Raw genomic sequence first — 21,483 nt, forward strand, 5'->3', positions numbered from 1 at the left:
TTTGTGATTTACGCTGTGACCGATAACAGCGAATCACCTTCAGATAAACCAAACTTTTCTTGCACAGAGGCTAGAATCGCTTCTTTATCTTCTTCTCCCAGTTGATCAGAATATTGCGCTAACAACTCATCTAAATAACTGACAACTTCTTCGCTATCAACCTGCTCAAGTGAATTACCACTTGGCGGCGGTGGTGGCGGACCAGGCGGACGCTCACCTTCAGGACGACCTAATTCACCGACTTCAGCGGCATCAAAGCCAGCTTCAGCCATAATTGCTTCCATTTCTTGACCCGGTTGAATACCCGCATCCATAAATGTCTGCATAATAGATTGTGCATCTTCTGCAGTTAAGTTTTCAGGATCAAACTGAGCTAAGGTTTCATTCATTAACTCTGTTTGTTCACTGGTCAACGGTTCTGCTTGAGGTCGTTGCATGGGCTGAAAATTCGCACCCGATGAAACACTGTTGATCATCGTTGATTTTCCTTACGTTTTGGTGGTTTATGGTTGTTGAACTCGTCTTCAGTTACTTCACCATTTTGATCAGCATCCATGTCATTAAAAATGGTTTGCAGCATATCTTCAGGCATAGGCTGTTCACTAAACTCAGTAAAATCAATCGCCCCATTGCCATCTATATCAATCGATGCAAAGTCAGGTCGCTGGGGTGGACCGCCTTGATGGTCGCGAGCAAAGCAAGCGGGCGCTGTGGCTAACAACGAAATAGCTAAAACAGAAAGTGCAGATAATTGCTTCATAGCGAACCTCTTATGTCATTCAATTGACCGTAAGCATAATCTGAATACCATCCAAAAGTGTGTGGGCAATATGCTACAAATGTGGAAACTTTGTGGATTGCTTTAGTAATTAATCTAAGTTGTGACTTGCTACGTATAATCATTAAAGCAATTTTCAACTCCACGTTTATGGCAGGCTCAAAAAAACAAAAAGTAAATCTTGTTTGGTTTAAACGTGACCTACGACTATCTGATCATCAGCCACTTGCCAGTGCAATTGCATCAGAGCTGCCTTGCTTACTTATTTACAACTTTGAGCCCCTATTACTCGAAGACCCCCATTACAGCTTTAGGCACTGGCGTTTTGTTGCTCAGTCACTTAAAGACATCAACCAACAGCTCGAAAAATATAACGCTGAAATCGCCATTTATAATCAAGAAATGATTACCTTGTTAGAAACCCTTAGTGAAGATTTTGATATTGCAGGGGTTTATAGTCATGAAGAAATAGGTCTTTACAATACCTTTGAGCGAGATAAACAGGTCAAACGCTGGCTAAACAGCAAAGTAATTCCTTGGCACGAAACGCCACTTGGAGGTGTAAAACGAGCGCGGCCAAAACAGTTTGATTGGCAAACACATTGGCATGGCGTGATGAACCAACGTCTTGTAACGCCAAATTGGCAAGCCTTTAATGCAGTGCAGCCTCATAATTACCAAGCAGCAACCTGTGCTGATGATTTTCTAAAGCACGACCCGCAGTTTCAATATGGTGGCCCTCATGCAGCCAGAGCTTGCCTACAGAGCTTTGTAGAGGAGCGTGCAAAGAGCTACCAAAGTGGTATCTCGAGTCCTTCCAAAAGTAGAGATTCATGCTCTAGGCTTTCGCCTTACTTAGCCTTTGGCAACTTGAGCCTCAGACAAGTTTATCAAACTCTAAAATACTATTTAGCAAAGCAGCCTTTAAGCTGGCGTCGCTCATTACATGCTTTCGAGTCAAGGCTTCACTGGCATTGCCATTTTATGCAAAAATTCGAAACTCAATGCAGCATGGAGTTTGCACCGCAAAATGCGGGCTACAAGCACTACCCTTATCGCGATGATGAACTCGTTGCAGAGCACTTAAAACGCTTTGAGCAAGGTCAAACAGGTATTCCCATTATTGATGCGTGTATGCGCTGCCTCGCAGCAACGGGTTACATTAATTTTCGAATGCGCGCTATGTTGGTCAGCTTTATGACTCATCATATGAACATTCATTGGCAATCAGTCAGCTTTATTTTATCGCGTTATTTTTTAGATTTTGAGCCTGGTATTCACTACCCACAAATCCAAATGCAAGCATCGGTCACAGGAACCAACACGATTCGTTTGTATAACCCAATAAAGCAATCTGAAGATAAAGACCCAGATGGCATATTTATTAAAACATGGTGCCCTGAGCTTAAAAACTTACCCATAGAAGATCTCCACCAGCCATGGCAACAGCCGCCAATGGAGGCCTTATTTAATAACTTTAAACTCGGCGAAGACTACCCTGAGCCTATGGTAGATATTGAACATGCAGCCAAACAAGCACGTGAGCGATTATGGTCATTTCGAGAACGTGATGATGTAAAGCGTGGCACAAAAGCCGTATTGAATAAGCATGTGATAAGCCTTAAAAGACAACGCCATGGCTCATAAAAAGCTTAATTTACCCAGCAAAACCTGCCCCGTTTGCGACAGGCCATTTATGTGGCGTAAAAAATGGCAACGTGACTGGGAGCATGTAAAGTACTGCTCAGAACGTTGCAAGCGTGAAGCAAAAAGAAATATTGGCGTTTAAGTTGCACTCATATCGTTAACTCACAGTTTTCGGCACAAAACCCTGAAAGCCTTTCACGGTTGTCGAAAAAATTTACAAAGGAGATGACGATGACGATTAAAAAATCTGCACATACGAGTTGGTCTGGTGATATTAAATCTGGCAAAGGCTATATTTCTAGTCAAAGTGGCGCGCTTGAGAAACAGCCATTTGGCTTTAACACTCGCTTTGAAGATAAGCCGGGCACTAACCCTGAAGAGCTGGTTGCAGCGGCACACAGTAGCTGTTTTAGCATGGCGCTATCGCTTGCACTAACTGAAGCAGGCTTTGTCGCTGATGACATAACGACCAAAGCAACAGTGAGTCTTGATGAAGTTGATGAGGGCTTCGAAGTGAGTCACATTGCACTTGATGTTAGTGCAAAGATAAAAGAAATTTCGAGCGAAAAGTTTGAGCAACTTTGTGAACAAACCAAGCAAGGCTGCCCTATTTCTAAACTGATGAATGCCGAAATATCACTCACCACAACGCTTAATTAATCTCTGTAGGCCAAGCACTGCTTGGCCTTTTCACAAACTAACAGACCCACAACACTTTATTACAATGTAAATACCTACTTGTTGTATTATCTTGATGAAGCAAAATCAAATACAACAAGGATATGTATGTTTAAACAACTTGCCCCTATTGCTCTGGCAGCACTTGCTTATTCAAGCTGCTCGATCGCAACAGAACAACAGATGAGTAAACAATGGTTCAATAGTATCGACTATACGCACATAGAGAGTAACAGATATAGTTTTAATGCTTACCAATTAGTGAGCCATTACTACTTTGAGGAGCAGCAGAGCTCTGGGGTACTTGATGATTATGGCTACCTAGATACAGATTCCAACATCCGAGTGAATTACTTTAATAGCGATTACACTGATTATCTTGGCTTGTTTGGTGAAGGATTTTATAAAAACTGGTTTGTTACAGGTGAAATTTACGATGTTGATGATGCTGATGACTATACCTTAGGAATAGGCTATTTATTTGCCGATGCCTTAAAGGTCTCTGTAAATAGGGATGTGCGTGAATATGGTGATGATTATTTCCGCTTAAAAGCGCAGTATAACCTCCAAATAAACGATAAAGATTACCTTGGTTTTAGTGCAGAAACAGATGATGAACTCGACGTTTGGAATGTCTCTGCCAGATACTTTAATCATTTAAGTGGTAGCCATTACATTACTGTCGATGTTGGCCACCAAGACAGCCTTAATGATTCAGCAAGCAATGCCATGATCAGCTACTACTTCGGCGATCACTATGCCATAGGCGCAGGTTTGGATGATTCTGAACTCGTTTTACAAGGCAAGTACTTTATTAATGATAAATACTATTTAACCGCTAATTACACTGAAAGCGGCTCTGCTGAACTTTATAACCTTAAGTTTGTTGCCCAGTTTTAAACTGATATGAGCCAACAGCTTTAAACAAAAACGCCGCTATAAAGCGGCGTTTTCAGTTTATAGAATTACATATTACCTAGCTTAATCATCATTGCAGTGTACATTTTTAAGTTCAGTGCTAACTGCTCTTCAGTAATAAACTCATGCTCTGAGTGACCTGTGTACTTTTTACCTGGCATTGATGGACCAAATGACACCGCATTATCAAACAGCTTAGCATTTGTGCCACCACCAATTGACACAAAGCCCGCGTCTTTATCGCCGGTAAAGTGCTTAAAGATATCGAGTAATGCTTCTGCATGAGGCGCACCATCTAACAGCATTGGCGTACCAATTACCACTTTAGTGTCTTTTAACGTAACACCATTAGTGGTTTGCCAAGCGCTAAGCGCTTCATTAATTTGCTGCTTAAGCACAGCTTCTTGTTTACCTACCGGACGACGCATATTAATCGACAATTTAATCTCGTTACCATCGCGGCTTAATAAGGTTGGCGAAACAGTCATCGGGCCCATAAAGTCATGCTTGTAACCAATTTCACCGAATTGCGCGCCGTATAAATCAAGACCAATTAGCTGATTGATAAACTCAACTGCTTGACCATCGCTATTGTTTTCAAGATCAATACCTTTAAAGATTTCTGCAAGGTGCGCAATGGCATTTTCACCCGCTTCTGGCTCAGATGAATGCGCTGAAATCCCCTTCACTTGGACTAACAAGCCATTGTCTTGCTCTGTCATCGCCACTTTGACGTTTTTGAGCTTAGCGACATTGTCGTGTAATTTAGCCACTGTCGCCGCATCAGCGTTATGTACTAACACGCTGGCATCTTCAGGGATTTGGCTAACAAAGGCGCCGCCTTTTAAGTCACTAACATATAAACCAGTTTGTGCAGAGGTCGCTGAGAAAGTCGGGGCAATTAAGCTCCAACCTTTTTCTGCAACAACCACAGGGTATGAAGCATCAATAGTGACTGCGTATTTTGGTTGCTGATAGGTTTTCATGAACTCTTCGAGTGGTGCCCAGTCAGACTCTTCTGCAAGGTAAACCATTAATTCAATACGGTTATTTAATGTAATACCCTTGTCTTTGATCGCCTTCATTGCATGCAGTGCAGTCGCAATTGCCCCTTTATCATCTTCTGTACCACGTGCAATTAGCTTTCCTGGCTCAGAGGTTTTATCCATTTTAAATGGACTTTGCTGCCATTTACTGGCATCTGCTGGTTGCACATCACCATGGGTTACTATGGTTACTTTTTCAGCTTGGTTACCCATGCCAATTAACACTGTGTAGCCTAAATCTTGATAATCAAAACCAAACTGCGCCGCTTTCATTTTTAAGAACGACTTAAAGCCAATGAAATCTGGGTTATCAGGAGTCGCTAGACCTTCTTTATTTACCGTTGGATACGAAACTAAATTCTCTAAGGTATGAATTTGCGCTTGTTGATATTGCTCTACCGCGTAGTTAGCCAGCTTTTCACTTTGCTCAGACACAGCAGCCTGACTAGAGAAAGCACTTAATAAAAATGCAGCAAGTAATGAATGTTTCAAGATAAGCTCCAGAGTTTAAGAAGGTTTTTAGAAAGTCGCCTTGATTGTAACGCTTATAACGCCGACATAACATCTCTAATTCAAGCAAAATAGATCGCTTAAAAATACCAACAAGGTACAATAGCCACTCACCCTATTAATTCGTTTGTTAGACTCATGAACCGCAGAAAAAAGATCTTCACTAAACTTAAGCAAAAAGATAAGCGTGCCAATGCAAAATTGCATAAAAGCAATAAACCGGCATATATTTCAAAGGCAGAACGCGAAAAATTAGCACAGCAAGAAGCTGAGCAGGAAAGTTAAAATACCTAGCGGTCAGCGGTAAGGTTGTAGGCGCGATTTTACATCGCGCAATATAAAAAGATAACGCGCGAAATAAATTTCACACCTACATCAAAAAACGTGGGAGCGGCTTTAGCCGTGAATAAAGTAAAGCTGTTCGGCGTTAAAACGCCTCCTACACCGTAGGTGTCACGCTTGCTTAGCGCGTCTCAACCACCACACAAAAAAACACCCTCGCGCGAAATAAATTTCACGCCTACAACACCTCAATTCACATTTGTATCGGACACGTGATCTGACTCGCTAACTTTACTCGCGTAGCTAGATACTCTGGTTTTCAAACTGAAAGCTGAAATCTGACGGCTCATCATTCTCTTTGTACACTCTGGTTTCGCGCGTAGAAATTTCACGCCTAGCAACTCAACTCTTTTCACACTCATTCACAAATTGTGCTTCACATAGTTCCGATTTTTAAGTATTTTAAAATTAATAAAATAACAACAATAAGATACAAGGGAATGAGAAGTTTATTGCTGCTTAGCTGTGCGCTTTTGTTAAGTGCATGCGCATCTAAAGTTACCAACATAAAAGAAGACCGAGACACACTATCTAAAGCCGATGAAGGCTACCTACTGATTGGCATTGAAACTAACCGCAGTTTAAAAGCCATTTATATTGATGGTCCAAAATCGCTTGTTCTTACGGCTAAGGACATTCGAAGTGGTAGCAATTATATTTTAGCGAATCTACCATTGGGTGATTACACCATCACACGCTTAAACTTAAATCGATATTCCTATCTTGAATTTGATAACGATGAAGAAAGTTGGCAATTCACTCTTTCTGCTAAAAAAATCAACTATGTAGGTCATTTAGATATTACCACGGTAGGTTTTTGGTATACCCGCTCTCACATTGTTTTAGAAAACCGAAGCTCTGAAGCACTGCAATACATGGAACAAAACTTCCCAACGATTTTGTCTGGTCGCTCGCTAAATTATGGCGGCCCAGGGGAAGACTCATTCTTTGATTATTTGGGACAAACATTTTCGCAGCAGGAAGCAAAATAATGAAAAAGCTACTTATCTTATTATTTTTTATTTTTCCCTTGCATGCTGAAATGTTATCGAGTGAAGACTTAATGTATTCGCCCGATCAAAGCCAAGTTATGGTTTCGCCCAGTGGCCGCTGGATCAGCTTTTTAGAAGCGCAAGAAGACAAAACCAAAACTCTCAATATCATCGATATAAAAACGATGGAAATGTACTATGCAGTTAAACTCAAGGAACAGGATAATTTTCTTCATTATGAATGGTTGAGTAATGACAACATTTTCGTTCGTGTAAGTAGTAAGTATGACTCTGACTACAGCGCAGTGATCAATGTCACAGAAAGTGAAGAAAAGCCAAAGTTCGAACAGCATAGAGTCACAACCAAAGGATACATGGTTGATAGGTTATTAAACGATGCTGAACACATTTTATTCGCAAAACCAGATAAAAAGAATACGCATATTTATAAGGTTCCCCTCACTATCTTGTATAAAGATAACCTAAGCTCCTTCTCCCCCATAGAGAAGGGTTTAAAAGGCGCTAGCAGCTATTTTTTTGATGAGCATAAACAGCAATTATTTACTGTTAAATTTGATATTGATGAAAAAAGCTTACAGTTTTTCTACAAGGTTATCGGGAGTGATAAGTGGATAGCACTTTTTACACTCTCAGACGCCGATTATCAGTTTTTACCAATTGGATTTACTGACCAAGATCACCTTGCCGTCATTACCAACAAAAATACCGATAAGAGCCAGGTGAGCCTTTTTAATATCAACACACAAGAAATCACCGACACACTCTATCAACACCCAAAATATGACATTCAGTCGGCAGAACTTGATGATAACGGCAAACTTATCGCCGCCTCGTATATCAAACATGGTAAATATACGACTGACTATTTTGTGGATACGTATAAACAGTTGCATAGCAAAGTTGCTGAAGCATTAGGGGATGAGCAATTCTTCTGGGTAAATAGCTCATTAGATGGAAAAAACCATATTCTTTACAACCATTCCTCAACGATTCCAGGTAAATATTTCTTATATAACGCCGAAGCTAACCACATTGAATTATTATTCTCTACCGATAAAAATGAAAACGTTAAGTACGCCAAAACAACGTTCTTTAACTTCAAAGCCTACGATGGAACTAACCTTGAAGGTTACTTAACCAAACCCATTAACAACGATAAGCAGGTATTATTAGTGATGCCACATGGTGGTCCAATAGGTATTCGTGAAAGTGATGAATTTAGCCCTGAAGTACAATACCTTGCCTCTCGTGGCTTTTCTATTTTACGTGTTAATTTCAGGGGCTCAGCAGGGTTTGGTAAAGAGTTTTTAGAAAGCGGTGTTGGTCAATTTGGTAACCTTATCGAACAAGACATTTCTGCCGCAGTGGCTCATATTCGTTCACAACATAGCTTTAAACATACCTGCTCTATGGGCGCAAGCTATGGTGGTTATTCTGCGGTGATGCTGGCAATTAAACACCCTGATATTTATGAATGCGTGATTGCAAGTTTTGGTATTTATGACTTACCTCTACTTTATAACGCAAGTAATATCGCTTTAACTAAAGATTATCAAGCGCTTATAGAACGTACTGTTGGTGAATATAACCAAGATTTAAAAGATATTTCCCCCGTCTATCAGGCTACATCTTTAAAAGCCCCTGTTCTTATTATTGCTGGCAAACAAGATGAAATATCGGGCTTTGAGCAAAGTAATCGCTTTTACTATGTTTTAAAGCGTTTAGGTCATGATGTTGAAAAAGCGTTTTTCGAACGCTCTGGGCATGGTCATCAGATTTGGTATTACGATCAAGTAGAAGCAGCTTTAGCTAACGACTTTATTGAAAGAAAACTTAATCTAAACAGTACATTAACTAATTATATTGAATCTGAAAAGAAAGCGGTTCAACGTGATGCCATATTGTTAGCAGATACATTTGACAGTAAAACAATAGAAACTGATCGTACAAAAGAAAGCTTTGAATACTACCAATTAGCGGCCAACTTAGATCATGATCGAGCCATGTTTAATGTCGGTAGTTATTATCATCGTGGCGATAATAGGCCTATTGATATTAAAAAAGCTATTGAGTATTACAGCCGCTCGGCGGAATTAGGCTATGAGAATGCAAAAGAAAGACTAAGTTTTATCTATTCCTATAGTTTACTTGTGGAGCCTGACTTCAAAAAAGCTCAAAAGTACTCTCAAGAACTTTATGATAAAGAGCAAACTGTTAAAAACGCATTTAACTTAGCAGTAGTCAATTGCATTGCTGATATTAAATTTAGAAATACAGAAAAGTGTTTAAGCTTAATAGAAGAGTATGCTGAAAAAGTTGGCAATAACTCAAACGGAGAAGTTAGAGAGCAGATAGCCCTGCTAATGCTGGAAGGTCAATACTCGACTCAAGAACGAGAAAGGCTTCAGAAAGTAATTAAAAAACTGTATGGGCTTGATTATCCAAATGCGATTTTAGAGTTAGAGCGGGCTGGATTATTTAAACTAGTTTTATCTGAAAAATTTAATGGCCGTTCTAGTGTCGAGCAACTCAGTGAAGATACGGAATTTTCATATACACTGAACGAAAAACAGCGCTTTGGAATCGAGTTTTCAATGAACCGAGAGGGTATTGATAATCGTAAGGATCGCTTGGTTATATTTACCAAATGGCACTTCAAACCAAGCTCTCCTGAAGAAAATGAAAATGTTTATTACCAAACTTTATGGGGCAGCCCTCTTGATGAATGGTTTACCTACCGCACTTTAGATGAAACATCGACGCCAGGTACGTGGACTTTAGATGTGATGGGCGCAAACCAACAATTGCTCTATCAAAACACCTTTAAAGTGACGGCTATCAACTAAACTCAAAATGCGCAATTTCAATCAGGTAACGACTTAGGGGCCATGGCAAACTGGCCCCACTTCTGAAAAGCATTAACGAGTAACCATGAAAACGAAGCAACAACAACGCATTGAGCTGGTCTGTGATTACATTAGCCAGCACCTTGATGAACCTTTATCACTGGAGACACTCAGTGAGGTGGCATGTTGTTCGAAATATCATTTTCATCGTTTATTTGCCGCTGGAGTTGGCCTAAGCGTTACCAAATATGCGCAGCTTGCGCGCTTAAAGCGAGCCTCATTTCGACTTGCATTTGAACATCAACTTAAAATTATTGATGTTGCATTAGAAGCGCAATTTGATAGCCCAGAAGCATTTAGTCGTGCTTTTAAGCGCACCTTTACGCAGTCGCCAAGCGAATTCAGAAGCAAACCAAACTGGCCTAATTGGCACTCACAGTTTGAATTTTCATTACCTGACAAAAAGGTTTGCCCTATGAATGTAAACATTGTTGATTTTAAAGCACAACCGGTGGCTTTATTAACCCACCTAGGCGCTGCTAATACCCTGATGAATACCGCTGCACAATTTATTGAGTGGCGAAAAGAATCAGGCTTTTCACCTGTTAAAACCAGTAAAACGTATGGGATCCCGTATAGCGATCCGGCCACCACTGAAGACCATGCATTTCGTTTTGACTTTGCAGGCAGTATCACCTCACCGATTACTGAAAACCCGCAAGGTGTGCGAAATGGTGAAATTCCAGCAGGACGCTGCGCCGTTGTTCGTCATAATGGCTCTCATGACACCATTAGCGATACAGTTTACTACTTATACCGTGAATGGCTGGTGCAAAGCGGCGAAGAAGTCAGAGACTTCCCGTGCTTCTTTCATTACCTCAACCTCATCCATGAAGTTGATGAATGTGACCTGCAAACGGATATATATTTGCCGATAAAATGATTGCGAGTTTCGAGATGCGAGATGCGAGATGCGAGATGCGAGATGCGAGATGCGAGATGCGAGATGCGAGATGCGAGATGCGAGATGCGAGATGCGAGATGCGAGATATTGTAGGCGCGATTTTATATCGCGCAATATAAAAAGATAACGCGCGAAATAAATTTCACGCCTACATCAAAAAACGTGGGAGCGGCTTTAGCCGTGAATAAAATAAAGCTGTTCGGCGTTAAAACGCCTCCTACACCGTAGGCGTCGCGCTTGCTTGGCGCGTCTCAACCACCACTCAATACAAGCACCCTCGCGCGAAATAAATTTCACGCCTACGACAGCTTATTTCACATTTGTATCGGACACGTGACCTGACTCGCTAACTTTACTCTCGTAACTAGAAACTCTGGTTTTTAATCTGATAGCTGACGGCTGATAGCTGACAGCTCTCTTTCCCCTAGCAACTCGCTAACTTTACTCTAGCAGCTCCCTTCCCTAAAACCTATAACTCACACTGGCATTATACGAGCGGCCTTGCCCTGCAAGTTGCTCAAAGCCATTACTCATATCTTGCTTGTAATTAGCAATGCTTACACCGCCAAGTGGCTGTTGGTAGTATTCATCTAGTAAGTTAGTAATTGCCAACTTAAAGGTTAAATTTTGCCACGTTTTCTGACTTGAGAATGCCAATAGCTGATAACTGTCGGTTTGGTTTTCTAAACGGCGCTCATCAACATGGGTTTTACTATCAACCCATTGCCAGCTCAGTGCGTTTTGACAGCCTTTGTATTCGTGCTCTAGGCTCAGCTCAGTGTGCAGTGGCATAATTTGATATAAGTCTTCATTGCTATCATCACGTTCGCCATGAGTACTGGTTAGTGAGCCTTTTAACTGCCACTTTCCTGCTTGCTTTGTGTTGTAAAGCTCTACCAAGACCGCCAGTTTTGCACCGTAAAGAGTGGCATCTAAATTCGTAAAGGTAAGAATATTACGCTTGGTATGCGCCATGTCATTGCGATTAAAGCTTTTAGTCACTTCAGCATCAATATAATCATTTACTTGCGTGTACCAAACATTTGCCGTTACTTGCCAGCTATCGTCTTTGGCTAATTTGGTGTAGCTAGAGCTTAACGTATGAGCTGTTTCGGCTTCTAAATCTGGGTTACCAATATAACCATTACCATCGCCAAACCAACCAATCATGGTGGTTGCCATCGTACCTACACCCCAGCTGTAACGCTCATATAAATTAGGTGCGCGGTTTTTACGAGCTAAACCAAATTGCAGCTCATCGTTATTCGATAATTGATAGCGAGCAAGTAAGCTAATATCAACTAAGGTGTCGTCAAGTTTACGGTCTAATTGGTTAAATTCCATCGCAGCTTGGGCGTCGGTTTTTGACATATCCATCATTGAGCCCATATTAGCCATACCGCTCATGCCACCTTCGTTATAGGCCTGCACTTCGCCTGTATCTGTGGTGACTTGCTCAATACGAGCACCTGCCGACACCCACCATGCTTGGTTTACTTGGTTTTGGTACTCAGCAAATGCAGCAAGGCGGTCACGTTTGCCATCGTTAATGTTTACGTATTCATTTGGGCCCATCATCATTGACCCTGCAACCGCCGGCCACCAATCATCAATTCGATAACCGTAATATTCTTGCCCTAGCATTAATGATGACTGTTTTGATAAATCAGTGCGCCAATGAACTTGATAACTGTAATCTTGTGCATCGGTATTCATCGGCATCATGCCGGTTTTCTCATTACTGAAAAAACCCATTTCGTGTTTTACATCATGCGCATTCACTTGCACCTGCAAATCACCACTTTCAAGCTCACGTTGATACTGAGCAACGAAACCATAGCTGGTGTTATCGGTCATATCCATGTATTGATTTGCAAAGCCTTGGTAAGGAATTTTTTGATGCGTCAGTTTAACAACAAGCTGTTGTTTTTCATCACGAATAGCGCCCGTTAAAGCATGATTTTGCACTCGATATAAGGTATCAAGTACACGCTCACCATGCCCATCATCATAGCTGTTAGCATCTTCAAAGCTGCCTTGGTAAGACAAGCTAAACTGTTTACTAGCAAGGCTTGCACCTAGGGCGTATGCTTGGCTGTCGTTAACGCTCTTATACTGGGCAGTAACATAGCCTGCGCGCCAGTTCACTGAGTCTGAATCACTAAATTCAGGGGCAATCGTATTTACTCTAATAACACCGGCAATATTATCACCGCCACTGCTTACCGGTGAAACACCAGCAACAACACTGTAAGAGGCAATTTGGTTTGCCGACACATAAGAGAGTGGCGGGTTCATTTGGTTAGCACACGCTGCTGTAACATCAGCACCATCGACTAAAACTTTAACTCTATCGCCCATCATGCCGTTCATCACCGGCAAGTTAGACACCCCTCCGGCAGCTGAAAAATCAACACCTAAATCTTTCAGTAACGCGTCTGCAGAGCCAACTAATTGATGGTTATTTTGGGCATGACCTTGTACTTCTATCACTTCAATAGAATCATCAGCAAAGGCAGAAATACTTAAAACACAGCTAAGTGCTGCAGCAATTTTAGAAAATAAAAAACCAGGGCGAGAAGATTGCGTGTTCATAACTCTTTTAAAATCAAAGCAAATAATTAATGACGCCGATTATAAAACTCATTAATTAGTCTGAACACGTGACATATTGTCGCACCCTGTCACTGGTAAATAACTTAGCGCAACACCACTAAAGGAATACGGCTATCTTCAAGCATTTTTAAGGTCGTGCTGCCTAAAAAGAATTGTCGCCATTTAGAGTGACCAAATGCGCCCATCACCATTAAGTCAACGGCGTGGTCACTTTTATATCGCCACAGCGCTTGGTAAACATCGCCATCGAGCATGCGCGCTCTAACATTAAAGCCGTTTTCAGCCAACCTAGCTGAGGCAGTATCGAGTTTGTCTTGGCAGTGACCGTCTTGTTTATCAACCATCACCAAGTGGCAATCTAAGCCGGATAAAATACCGCCATTGATAATTTGTGTAATTGCTTTGTCGGTACTTTCGCTGCCATCATAAGCCAGCATAAAGTTTGTAGGCTCATGAAATTGCGGCGGCACAATGGCAACCGGGGTATGCACCTGACGGATCAGCGTTTCAATATGCGAGCCCAGTACTTTAAAATCATCGTAATGGCCTTTACCAGAGCGGCCAATAATCATCACACGGGCATTGTCTTCATGTTCAAGTAAAGCATCAACAAGACTCATTGAAAGCTGCTGTTGCTCAATCTCGGTTAGGCCTGCATGCTCGGCTTTTTTTATTGCTTCATCTAGCAATAATTGACCGTGCTGCGACGCTACTTTGTTGCGTTCTTGCTCAAGTTTTGCCAATTGCTCTAACAATGAGGTTTGCGAACCTAAGCCAATAATTGCGGTTAAATCATCACTGCCCTGCGGCAAAGGTGGCTCTAAAGCATGCAGAAAATTAATTGGATGGCTGGAGCGCTTAGAAATCCAAATAGCCGCTTCTGTCACCGCATCGGTCATGCATGAACCGTCGATACAAGCAAATATCTTTTTCATTGCGCTCTCCTTTAAACCAATTCAGTTAACCAAGTATAGTTGGCTTTTCATCTGTATTTATTTTGAACAGCAAAGACTTAAGAAGTTCAGGTTATTTTCTTATAGCAAACAAATATAGAACGTTCCAAAAAGTACTGTATCAACCCCGTTAATTTGTATTACAATAGCGCTGGGCACACATCTCTACTCCAGAACAAAGTATTTGTTACTGGCATTTTCAATTATCAAAAATCTATTTTGTTTTTAAATTTATTTTAAAGGAATTACATGACTAACGTAGCCAACTCCCAAGGCAACGCAAGCACGTTTACCATTCTGATAGTATTGGCTTTAGGCACATTCATTTTAGGCCTATCAGAATTTTCTATGATGCCAATGTTGCCCCTGATCAGCGAAACATTTTCGTCTACGCCAGCGCAAAGTGGTTATGCCATTAGTGCTTACGCGATAGGCGTAGTCGTCGGTGCGCCGCTATTTATGATCACAACCGCCAACATGCGTAAGCGCAATGCACTGTTGATGTTTGTCAGCATGATGTTTTTATTCAATGGCTTGAGTGCTTTTGCAAACTCACTTGAGCAACTTATTTTATTTCGATTTTTAAGTGGTTTACCACACGGTGCCTACTTCGCCGCCGCTATTTTATTGGCTGCCGACATTGCCCCTGCCGATAAACGCGCAAGCTTTATGTCAAAAGTATTTATGGGTTTAACCATTGCCACAATTGTTGGTGTGCCCATGGTCACCCTAGTGGGGCAAAACTTTAGCTGGCGTTATTGTTTAGCGGGCACAGCTGTACTTGCGTTAGTTGCCTTGGTATTGATTGTGAAATACGTACCTAACGTAAAAAATACCTCGCCGACATCGATTCTCGATGAGCTAAGTGTATTAAAGAACAAGCTCGTATGGACCATTCTAGGCATCATCATTATTGGTTTTGGTGGTGTATTTTGTGTTTACACTTACATTGCTGACACTATTTTAGAAGTCACCCATACCCCTGCTTACACTATCTCTATTGCCATGATCATGTTTGGTATTGGCTGTACTTTAGGTAACTACGTATTAGGTAAAGCCGCCGACCACTCACCGCTGAAAACCACAGGCGCAGCGCTAATTGGTGCTGTTGTATTTGCAGCCAGTTATGTAAGCGCAAGCCACAATATTTGGCTGTTATACGCGGTGATTTTCTTTATTGGTTTTAGTGTTGGTTTAGGTACCGTGATCCAATCATTATTAATGGATGTATCACCACAAGGCCACGCCATGATTGGTGCGCTGGTGCAGTGTGCGTTTAATACAGCTAATGCGATTGGCCCTTGGCTTGGCGGCATGGCTATCGCCGAAGGCGCACTCCCTAGTCAAACAGGCTATGTTTCGGCGGCACTATTCTTAGGTGGTTTTTTAATGTGGTCGTTAAGTGCAATGCAAATGAAAAGACAAAGCTGTAAGCCTTAAGCTCTCAAAAATGTAGCAGCGATTTTATATCGCGTAGGATAAGTGGCGTTTAACCTGAATGATTTAACATTCGGCGTTAAAACGCCTCCTACGCTATCAGACTTACTCATCCTGAAATATCTCTTCGATACTCAGGTTAAATAAACGCGCGGCTTTAAATGCTAATGGCAAACTTGGGTCAAATTTACCTTTTTCAATCGCATTAATGGTTTGCCTAGACACATCCAAAAGCTCTGCGAGTTTCGCTTGGGTGTAGTTGTGCTCAGCACGAAGCACTTTCAAGCGGTTTTTCATTCTTCGCCCTCGTCGTTTAACTGCTTATTCATCATTAAAAGACTCACTAAATAGGTTAAGCTCATAAAGATTACGAGGTGCGATATATCTTCTTTAAAACTAATTAAACCGCTTGATTGCACCACCGAGTAAGCTAAACCAAATACCAAGCTTGCACCCAAGGTAATGGCCATTGCATTAAGGTGCATACGCTGCTGCAGCTCATCCATTCCTTGAAGTTGTCGTTTGTTCGATAAAATCATCATGATACCAACTACAACATTAATTAAGATTGCTACAACACTATAAACAGCCTGCTCTTGCCATAAAAAATGTGGTCCAAATGAGGCAATTGCTAAAGTAATCACCCATGCAGATGTCCATTTAGCGAGGTTTAGCGTGTTCTGCTTATTACGTTGTTTAAAGTTTAACCCTGTTTGATTCATTATTCTCACCTTGAAAGTAAAGTAAACTTGACTAAAGATTAACCTAGCAACACAAAAAGTCAAACAAACTTTACAAAAAGTTTTATATACACGACATCAATATGATTTTTTTAATGTCAGAAAAGGCAAGGCGCTTGCCGTTGATCTCATAATATTGTATTAATCAAAGAATTCCGTAATCTAATATAAAATCGGTCCAATCGGACTGCGTTTCTAACAATAAAAATGAAGATAACACTATGAATACGGCACTGTTTTTCGTTGGCGAATGGCAAGTTACTCCGGCCACTAATTCAATCAGACGCGGTGAAAAAACAAAGCATCTTGAACCCAAGGCGATGGATGTATTACTGCTGCTTTGCGAAAAACAAGGTGAGCTACTAACAAGTGAAGAAATTATCAGCCACTGCTGGCCAAATGTAGCGCTCGGTGACAATCCCCTGCATAAAGTGATCACCCAATTACGTAAAGCCTTTGAAGATAAAGCAAGCGATCCGCATTACATAGAAACCATTCGTAAACGTGGTTATCGGGTTATTGCCGAAATCAACTTTCCACTCAACGAAGAACAAAAAGCCAGCCAAACCAGTTGGCAAGGTGATTCGCCCTTTGTTGGCTTAAGTGCGTTTGCACCTGAGCAAGCCAATGTGTTTTTTGGTCGTAACAAACAAATTGCCACTTTGTTACAGCGGGTATCGGCTCAAATAGAATTTGGTCGCGCATTTTGCTTAATTTTGGGAGCCAGTGGTTCAGGTAAATCGTCGTTAGTTAACGCAGGTGTATTGCCCGCTTTAATGTCGAGTAATGGCTACGATGGCATTAGAGTACACAGTTACTGCCAACTCGACTTTGCCGATGTCAGCAAAGAGCGCTTACTGCTTGATTTAGCCTCAACCTTGCTCGATTTAGAAATAAACGACGCACCTGTACTTAGCGATATAAGCGCCGATGCGTTGGCTGAATTGTTATTAACAGATCCAGAACTGGTTATTTCTCGCTGTAAAGCAGCACTTGCAGCGCTAAATGCAGAGCGCACTACGCCCTATCTATTTTTATTTATCGACAGGCTCGAAGTGCTATTGTCATCGCCGCTATTTAGCGATGACGAGCGCAACCAGCTGTTAGCACTTATTGAGCGCCTAGCAACAAGTGGCTGCATGATCATTTTTAGTGCCTGTCGGAATGACTTTTACCCGCAAGTAGTGAGTCAACCAAGTTTAATGGCAGGTAAAGCCAATGGCGCACACTTTGATTTATTAGCGCCAACTCGCTCTGAGCTAAAGCAAATGATCCGTTTGCCAGCACTTGCAGCAGGCTTAAGTTGGCAACATCACCCAGAGCATCACACACCGCTTGATGAACAACTTTGTAACGATACTGCCAATAACCCTGATGCATTGCCAATGCTGCAATACACCTTGCAGCAGCTTTACTTGCAGCGCAGCCCAGACAACGAATTATTGTTTTCTGAATACCAAGCGCTTGGCACCATCGAAGGAGCCATCGGCCAAAAAGCCGAACAGGTATTTTGCCAATTACCCGAAGACCAACAAACTGAACTTGCCGCAGTCCTTTCTAAGCTGATCACTTTAAACCCTGATGGCGAAACGCTCACTAGCCGTGCAGCGCGTTGGAGCGAATTAACCGGCCCTGCTGCGACCAAGCTTGTTCAGGCTATGGTCGATAGCCGCTTGTTTGTATCACACCTTAAAAATGAGCAAGCCTGCTTTAGCCTTGCCCACGAAGCGCTGCTGCGCCATTGGCAACGCGCCATAGATTGGGTGCAAGAGCACCAACAAAGCTTAGCAATTCAAAGCCGTGTGCAACTAGCTACCGAGCGCTGGCTGATTGAACAAAAACACAGCGACTTTTTATTAGCCCAAGGCAAACCGCTGCAAGAAGCACAAACCCTAGTTAAAAACCCTATGTTTAGCTTATCGAGCGACGAACAAGCGTTAATTAAAGCTTCTAACAATAAAGTCAAACGTAAAAAACGCGTGTTACAAATAACGGCGGCTGCACTTGTGTGCTTAACCTTTATTGCCACATTTATGAGCGTGCGTAGCTACCAAGCCGAACAAATAGCAAAACAAAAACGCCAAGAAGCAGAGAGTTTATTGGGCTTTATGGTTGGTGAATTTGCCGATAAACTCAGAAGCGTAAGGCGTATGGATTTACTTGATGGTATTAGCAACAAAGCCCTTGAGTATTTTACCAATCAAGACGAAGAAACAGCGTCGTTGTTTGACTTTAGCGATAAACAAGCCCAGTTTAATAACCGTTTTCAATACGCTCAAACCTTAGAGGCTATGGGCGAAGTCGCCTACTCTCGTGGCAAAACCGACGAAGCCTTCACCGCCTTTGAAAATGCGCGAACGCGCCTAGAATCATTACTACAAATTCAACCCAACAACCTTGATTTACTAATGCTCGCAGGGGCTAATGCTTTTTGGCTTGGTAATTTAACTTATGAGCAAAGTAATTACTTAGCGACTGAGCCAATGTTCAAACGTTACTTGGCTTACAGTGAAAAGATGTATCAACTTGCCCCTAATGACTTTAATTCAATTATGGAGCTATCTTACTCACACAATTCTCTTGGTTCGCTGTATTTAAAACAGTTTAATTACGCACTTGCAAAACAAAGTTTTACTGAATCTTTAAAACTTAAAAACCAAGCCCTTGAGCTTAAACCTAATAACAAAAACTTATTACGCGATAAAACAGACACCATTAGCTGGATTGCAACCACAGAAGAAAGCCAAGGGAATCTAAACGCTGCACTCGAACTACTTGAGCAAGCCTCTCAAGAGCTAATCAACATGCTTGAAACGTCACCGAATGATGCAAGCATATATAATTATTTAGCAAACACTTATATGCAGCAAAGCTTTTTATTGAGCTACTTCCCAAATAAGAAAGCGGCATTTTTAAAAGCCGAAGAAGCAACTAATGCGATTAACCAAGCTAGAATACAAGATCAAAAAAATCAAAAGTTTCAACGCACCTTTTATAGATCACTTGCATACCAATTAATGCTGTTAGATAAAAGCAAAAAAAGTGAAAGAGTAAAAGATGTTTTGAGTTACATTAATAACCAAGGGTTTTCAGATACAACCTCAATAAATATTCAAATTGGGGTGATTCATTATTATATCAATCGAAACCTTTTAAGCGAAGCCGAAGACCTTTTGTTAAAGTTAGAAAGCAACTCAGATTTTATAGAGAGAATTTCTGACACTAGCAAAATAGAAAACCTCGCTGCTCTGATAAAGGTTAATTTAGTTAAAGCAAAGCTTGCTGAAGACAAGATAGCAAGACAACAAGCATGCCAAGAAGCTATTAATGCAATTGAAGAAAATAATAACGGCGATAAAAGTATAAAAAGAACTTACCCACTTATTCAAGCCTACACATGTTTAAACAAGGAAAGTGAGGTAGGTACAATTAAAAGTAAACTAATAGAGTTAGGTATTACTAACTTTGATCTATAAAAAACAACTAGAAGGTAATAACAATGAGCGAAAGTCAAACTTTCAACTTTACAGTGAATGTTAAACTTAACACTGAAAATGAAGCTTTATTCACATACTTCCAAGACGGTCAGCAAGTTTCTGGAGGCGGCACTGTCAATGAAAGAAACAGCCTAGGTATTTATACACTTGATGATGCAACAGTGGATGCAGGCTTTCAATTTACAGGTGCTAAATTTGCAAACCTTGAAGGTAATTGCGAGCAAGACTTTAGCTTTAAAGTCACTAACAATGGCCAAACAATTGAGATTGCCGATTCAGATGAAAATAGCGGTACTGCGTGTATGATTTTCATCGTAGAGTGCAATGGCACAAGCTATGAAAGTGCAGATCCACAAGTTGAGAACGAAAAAGAAAACTAAAAACCTCTCGTGAAAAGCTCCTTCTTAGGAGCTTTTTGCATTATAAAACAACAATTTAAAACCAGAAGATTACCGGAAGGTTAATTTGCACTTTTTTAAGTAACTTTATAGACACCAAAATCGTTTGCATCGGCAAAAAGGAAACGAACGTGTCTACTAATAAAAATGAACAACCAAGCACTGCAAAACCAGAAGCGAAAAACGCACTACCGCAGTCTATCAATTCAGAGCAACTTGCACTGATTGCCCAAATGTTTCAGAACATTCCTGAGGGAGTGTTTATCATTAATGGCCAAGGCACGTTTGAATTTGCAAACCCGATGGCGGCTCAGCTTTTAGGAGACAACCAAGAAGCGTTAATCGGGCAAAACATTTTACATTACCTACACGACACCGACCGTGATAAATATATGTATACTCTACTCAGTTGGTTAGACCATAAAGACTCGCCGATAAGCCTTGGTCCAAACGAAGTTAAAATAAACCGCGCCGACAGTAAAACCCTTGAGGCGGATTTATGTATATCGAGCCTGCCAAAAAACATTGCCGTTGCAGAAAATTTATTTATTTGTGTATTACACGATTTATCATCACACAAAGAACAATATAACCGCTTAATTAAACAGGCTACCACTGACCATTTAACCGGCCTTGCAAATAGATTAACTCTTGAGGAATCATTAAAAGAGCATTGGCAAGAAAGCGTACAAACAAACCAAGCCATTAGCACTATATTAATCGACATTGATTACTTTAAATTATTCAACGACCGATTTGGTCATGTAAAAGGCGATAAATGCTTACAAAAAGTAGCAAGTATAATCGCAGAATCACTCCCTTCTAGAGATTGTTTAGCAGCCCGTTATGGCGGTGAAGAATTCGCCATTATATTACCCCGCTGTCAAAAAGATACGGCCGCCGCTATTGCTAAACATATTCAAATAAAAATAAATAACATGCCATTTACTGACATAGGTTTACCAAGTGATTTTAGAATAAGTGTAAGCCAAGGAATTGCCTGTGAGTTTAATAATCAATACCGTACTTCAGAGGCATTAATTTGTGCAGCAGATACTGCTTTATACCGAGCAAAAACAGAGGGTAGAAATAAAATAAGC

19 protein-coding genes are annotated in these 21,483 nt (G+C 41.1%); 12 read left to right on the forward strand and 7 right to left on the reverse strand.

Features of this window, described 5'->3' with window-relative positions; all coding sequences use genetic code 11:
* Window positions 1-8 precede the first annotated feature (8 nt).
* Window positions 9-476: a hypothetical protein gene (locus tag L1D51_RS03485; RefSeq protein ID WP_054561972.1), complete on the reverse strand. Its 468-nt coding sequence runs from the start codon at window positions 474-476 to the stop codon at window positions 9-11.
* On the reverse strand, window positions 473-760 hold the full coding sequence (locus L1D51_RS03490; RefSeq protein WP_055021451.1) for an EF-hand domain-containing protein: 288 nt from the start codon (window positions 758-760) through the stop codon (window positions 473-475). The genes L1D51_RS03485 and L1D51_RS03490 overlap by 4 nt, the downstream gene beginning before the upstream one ends.
* A 168-nt stretch (window positions 761-928) precedes the next feature.
* Between L1D51_RS03490 and L1D51_RS03495 the strand changes: the two genes are divergently transcribed.
* The 4 genes from L1D51_RS03495 (at window position 929) to L1D51_RS03510 (ending at window position 4,003) form a co-directional block, all read left to right on the forward strand.
* A complete protein-coding gene (locus L1D51_RS03495; protein ID WP_239962673.1) occupies window positions 929-2,425 on the forward strand; it encodes a cryptochrome/deoxyribodipyrimidine photo-lyase family protein in 1,497 nt (498 codons plus the stop codon).
* Window positions 2,415-2,567, forward strand: coding sequence for a DUF2256 domain-containing protein (locus L1D51_RS03500; RefSeq protein ID WP_082401584.1), 153 nt, complete (start codon window positions 2,415-2,417; stop codon window positions 2,565-2,567). The genes L1D51_RS03495 and L1D51_RS03500 overlap by 11 nt, the downstream gene beginning before the upstream one ends.
* Window positions 2,568-2,656: 89 nt before the next feature.
* Window positions 2,657-3,085, forward strand: a complete 429-nt coding sequence (locus L1D51_RS03505; RefSeq protein ID WP_055021449.1) for an OsmC family protein — start codon at window positions 2,657-2,659, stop codon at window positions 3,083-3,085.
* Window positions 3,086-3,211: 126 nt separating this feature from the next.
* Window positions 3,212-4,003, forward strand: coding sequence for a putative porin (locus tag L1D51_RS03510; protein ID WP_239962676.1), 792 nt, complete (start codon window positions 3,212-3,214; stop codon window positions 4,001-4,003).
* 65 nt (window positions 4,004-4,068) lie between these two features.
* Here L1D51_RS03510 and L1D51_RS03515 read toward each other — a convergent pair whose 3' ends face one another.
* Entirely contained in the window at window positions 4,069-5,559 is a 1,491-nt protein-coding gene (locus tag L1D51_RS03515; protein WP_054561976.1) for a dipeptidase, read from the reverse strand.
* Between the two features lie 156 nt (window positions 5,560-5,715).
* Here L1D51_RS03515 and L1D51_RS03520 point away from each other — a divergent pair, with 156 nt between their 5' ends.
* The 4 genes from L1D51_RS03520 (at window position 5,716) to L1D51_RS03535 (ending at window position 10,721) form a co-directional block, all read left to right on the forward strand.
* Window positions 5,716-5,862 carry a DUF2986 domain-containing protein gene (locus L1D51_RS03520; protein ID WP_064971746.1) on the forward strand — a complete coding sequence of 49 codons (147 nt, stop codon included), beginning with the start codon at window positions 5,716-5,718 and terminating at the stop codon, window positions 5,860-5,862.
* Window positions 5,863-6,359: 497 nt separating this feature from the next.
* Complete coding sequence (locus L1D51_RS03525; RefSeq protein WP_239962679.1) at window positions 6,360-6,911, forward strand: hypothetical protein; 552 nt, start codon at window positions 6,360-6,362, stop codon at window positions 6,909-6,911.
* Complete coding sequence (locus L1D51_RS03530; RefSeq protein WP_239962682.1) at window positions 6,911-9,778, forward strand: prolyl oligopeptidase family serine peptidase; 2,868 nt, start codon at window positions 6,911-6,913, stop codon at window positions 9,776-9,778. Before L1D51_RS03525 ends, L1D51_RS03530 begins: the two co-directional genes overlap by 1 nt.
* 85 nt (window positions 9,779-9,863) lie before the next feature.
* Window positions 9,864-10,721: an AraC family transcriptional regulator gene (locus L1D51_RS03535; protein WP_239962684.1), complete on the forward strand. Its 858-nt coding sequence runs from the start codon at window positions 9,864-9,866 to the stop codon at window positions 10,719-10,721.
* A gap of 483 nt (window positions 10,722-11,204) precedes the next feature.
* Here L1D51_RS03535 and L1D51_RS03540 read toward each other — a convergent pair whose 3' ends face one another.
* Both L1D51_RS03540 and L1D51_RS03545 read right to left on the reverse strand, forming a co-directional pair.
* On the reverse strand, window positions 11,205-13,337 hold the full coding sequence (locus tag L1D51_RS03540) for a TonB-dependent receptor (protein ID WP_239962686.1): 2,133 nt from the start codon (window positions 13,335-13,337) through the stop codon (window positions 11,205-11,207).
* Window positions 13,338-13,441: 104 nt separating this feature from the next.
* Window positions 13,442-14,293: a universal stress protein gene (locus tag L1D51_RS03545; protein ID WP_239962688.1), complete on the reverse strand. Its 852-nt coding sequence runs from the start codon at window positions 14,291-14,293 to the stop codon at window positions 13,442-13,444.
* Between the two features lie 267 nt (window positions 14,294-14,560).
* Between L1D51_RS03545 and L1D51_RS03550 the strand changes: the two genes are divergently transcribed.
* Window positions 14,561-15,751 (forward strand): MFS transporter, encoded by a 1,191-nt coding sequence (locus tag L1D51_RS03550; RefSeq protein ID WP_239962690.1) that lies wholly within the window; start codon window positions 14,561-14,563, stop codon window positions 15,749-15,751.
* Window positions 15,752-15,853: 102 nt separating this feature from the next.
* On the opposite strand, the gene L1D51_RS03555 is transcribed toward L1D51_RS03550, so the two are convergent.
* On the reverse strand, window positions 15,854-16,045 hold the full coding sequence (locus tag L1D51_RS03555) for a helix-turn-helix transcriptional regulator (protein WP_054551820.1): 192 nt from the start codon (window positions 16,043-16,045) through the stop codon (window positions 15,854-15,856).
* Window positions 16,042-16,470 (reverse strand): hypothetical protein, encoded by a 429-nt coding sequence (locus L1D51_RS03560; RefSeq protein ID WP_239962692.1) that lies wholly within the window; start codon window positions 16,468-16,470, stop codon window positions 16,042-16,044. Before L1D51_RS03560 ends, L1D51_RS03555 begins: the two co-directional genes overlap by 4 nt.
* A 239-nt stretch (window positions 16,471-16,709) precedes the next feature.
* On the opposite strand from L1D51_RS03560, the gene L1D51_RS03565 reads away from it, so the two are divergent.
* From L1D51_RS03565 to L1D51_RS03575, 3 genes are all read left to right on the forward strand, one after another.
* A complete protein-coding gene (locus L1D51_RS03565; RefSeq protein WP_239962694.1) occupies window positions 16,710-19,964 on the forward strand; it encodes an nSTAND1 domain-containing NTPase in 3,255 nt (1,084 codons plus the stop codon).
* Window positions 19,965-19,987: 23 nt separating this feature from the next.
* On the forward strand, window positions 19,988-20,365 hold the full coding sequence (locus L1D51_RS03570) for a DP-EP family protein (protein WP_055022095.1): 378 nt from the start codon (window positions 19,988-19,990) through the stop codon (window positions 20,363-20,365).
* Between the two features lie 149 nt (window positions 20,366-20,514).
* The coding region (locus L1D51_RS03575) for a GGDEF domain-containing protein (protein WP_239962696.1) at window positions 20,515-21,483 on the forward strand (969 nt) is incomplete at its 3' end.

It is taken from the genome of Pseudoalteromonas shioyasakiensis (assembly GCF_022398475.1).
Lineage (GTDB): Bacteria > Pseudomonadota > Gammaproteobacteria > Enterobacterales > Alteromonadaceae > Pseudoalteromonas.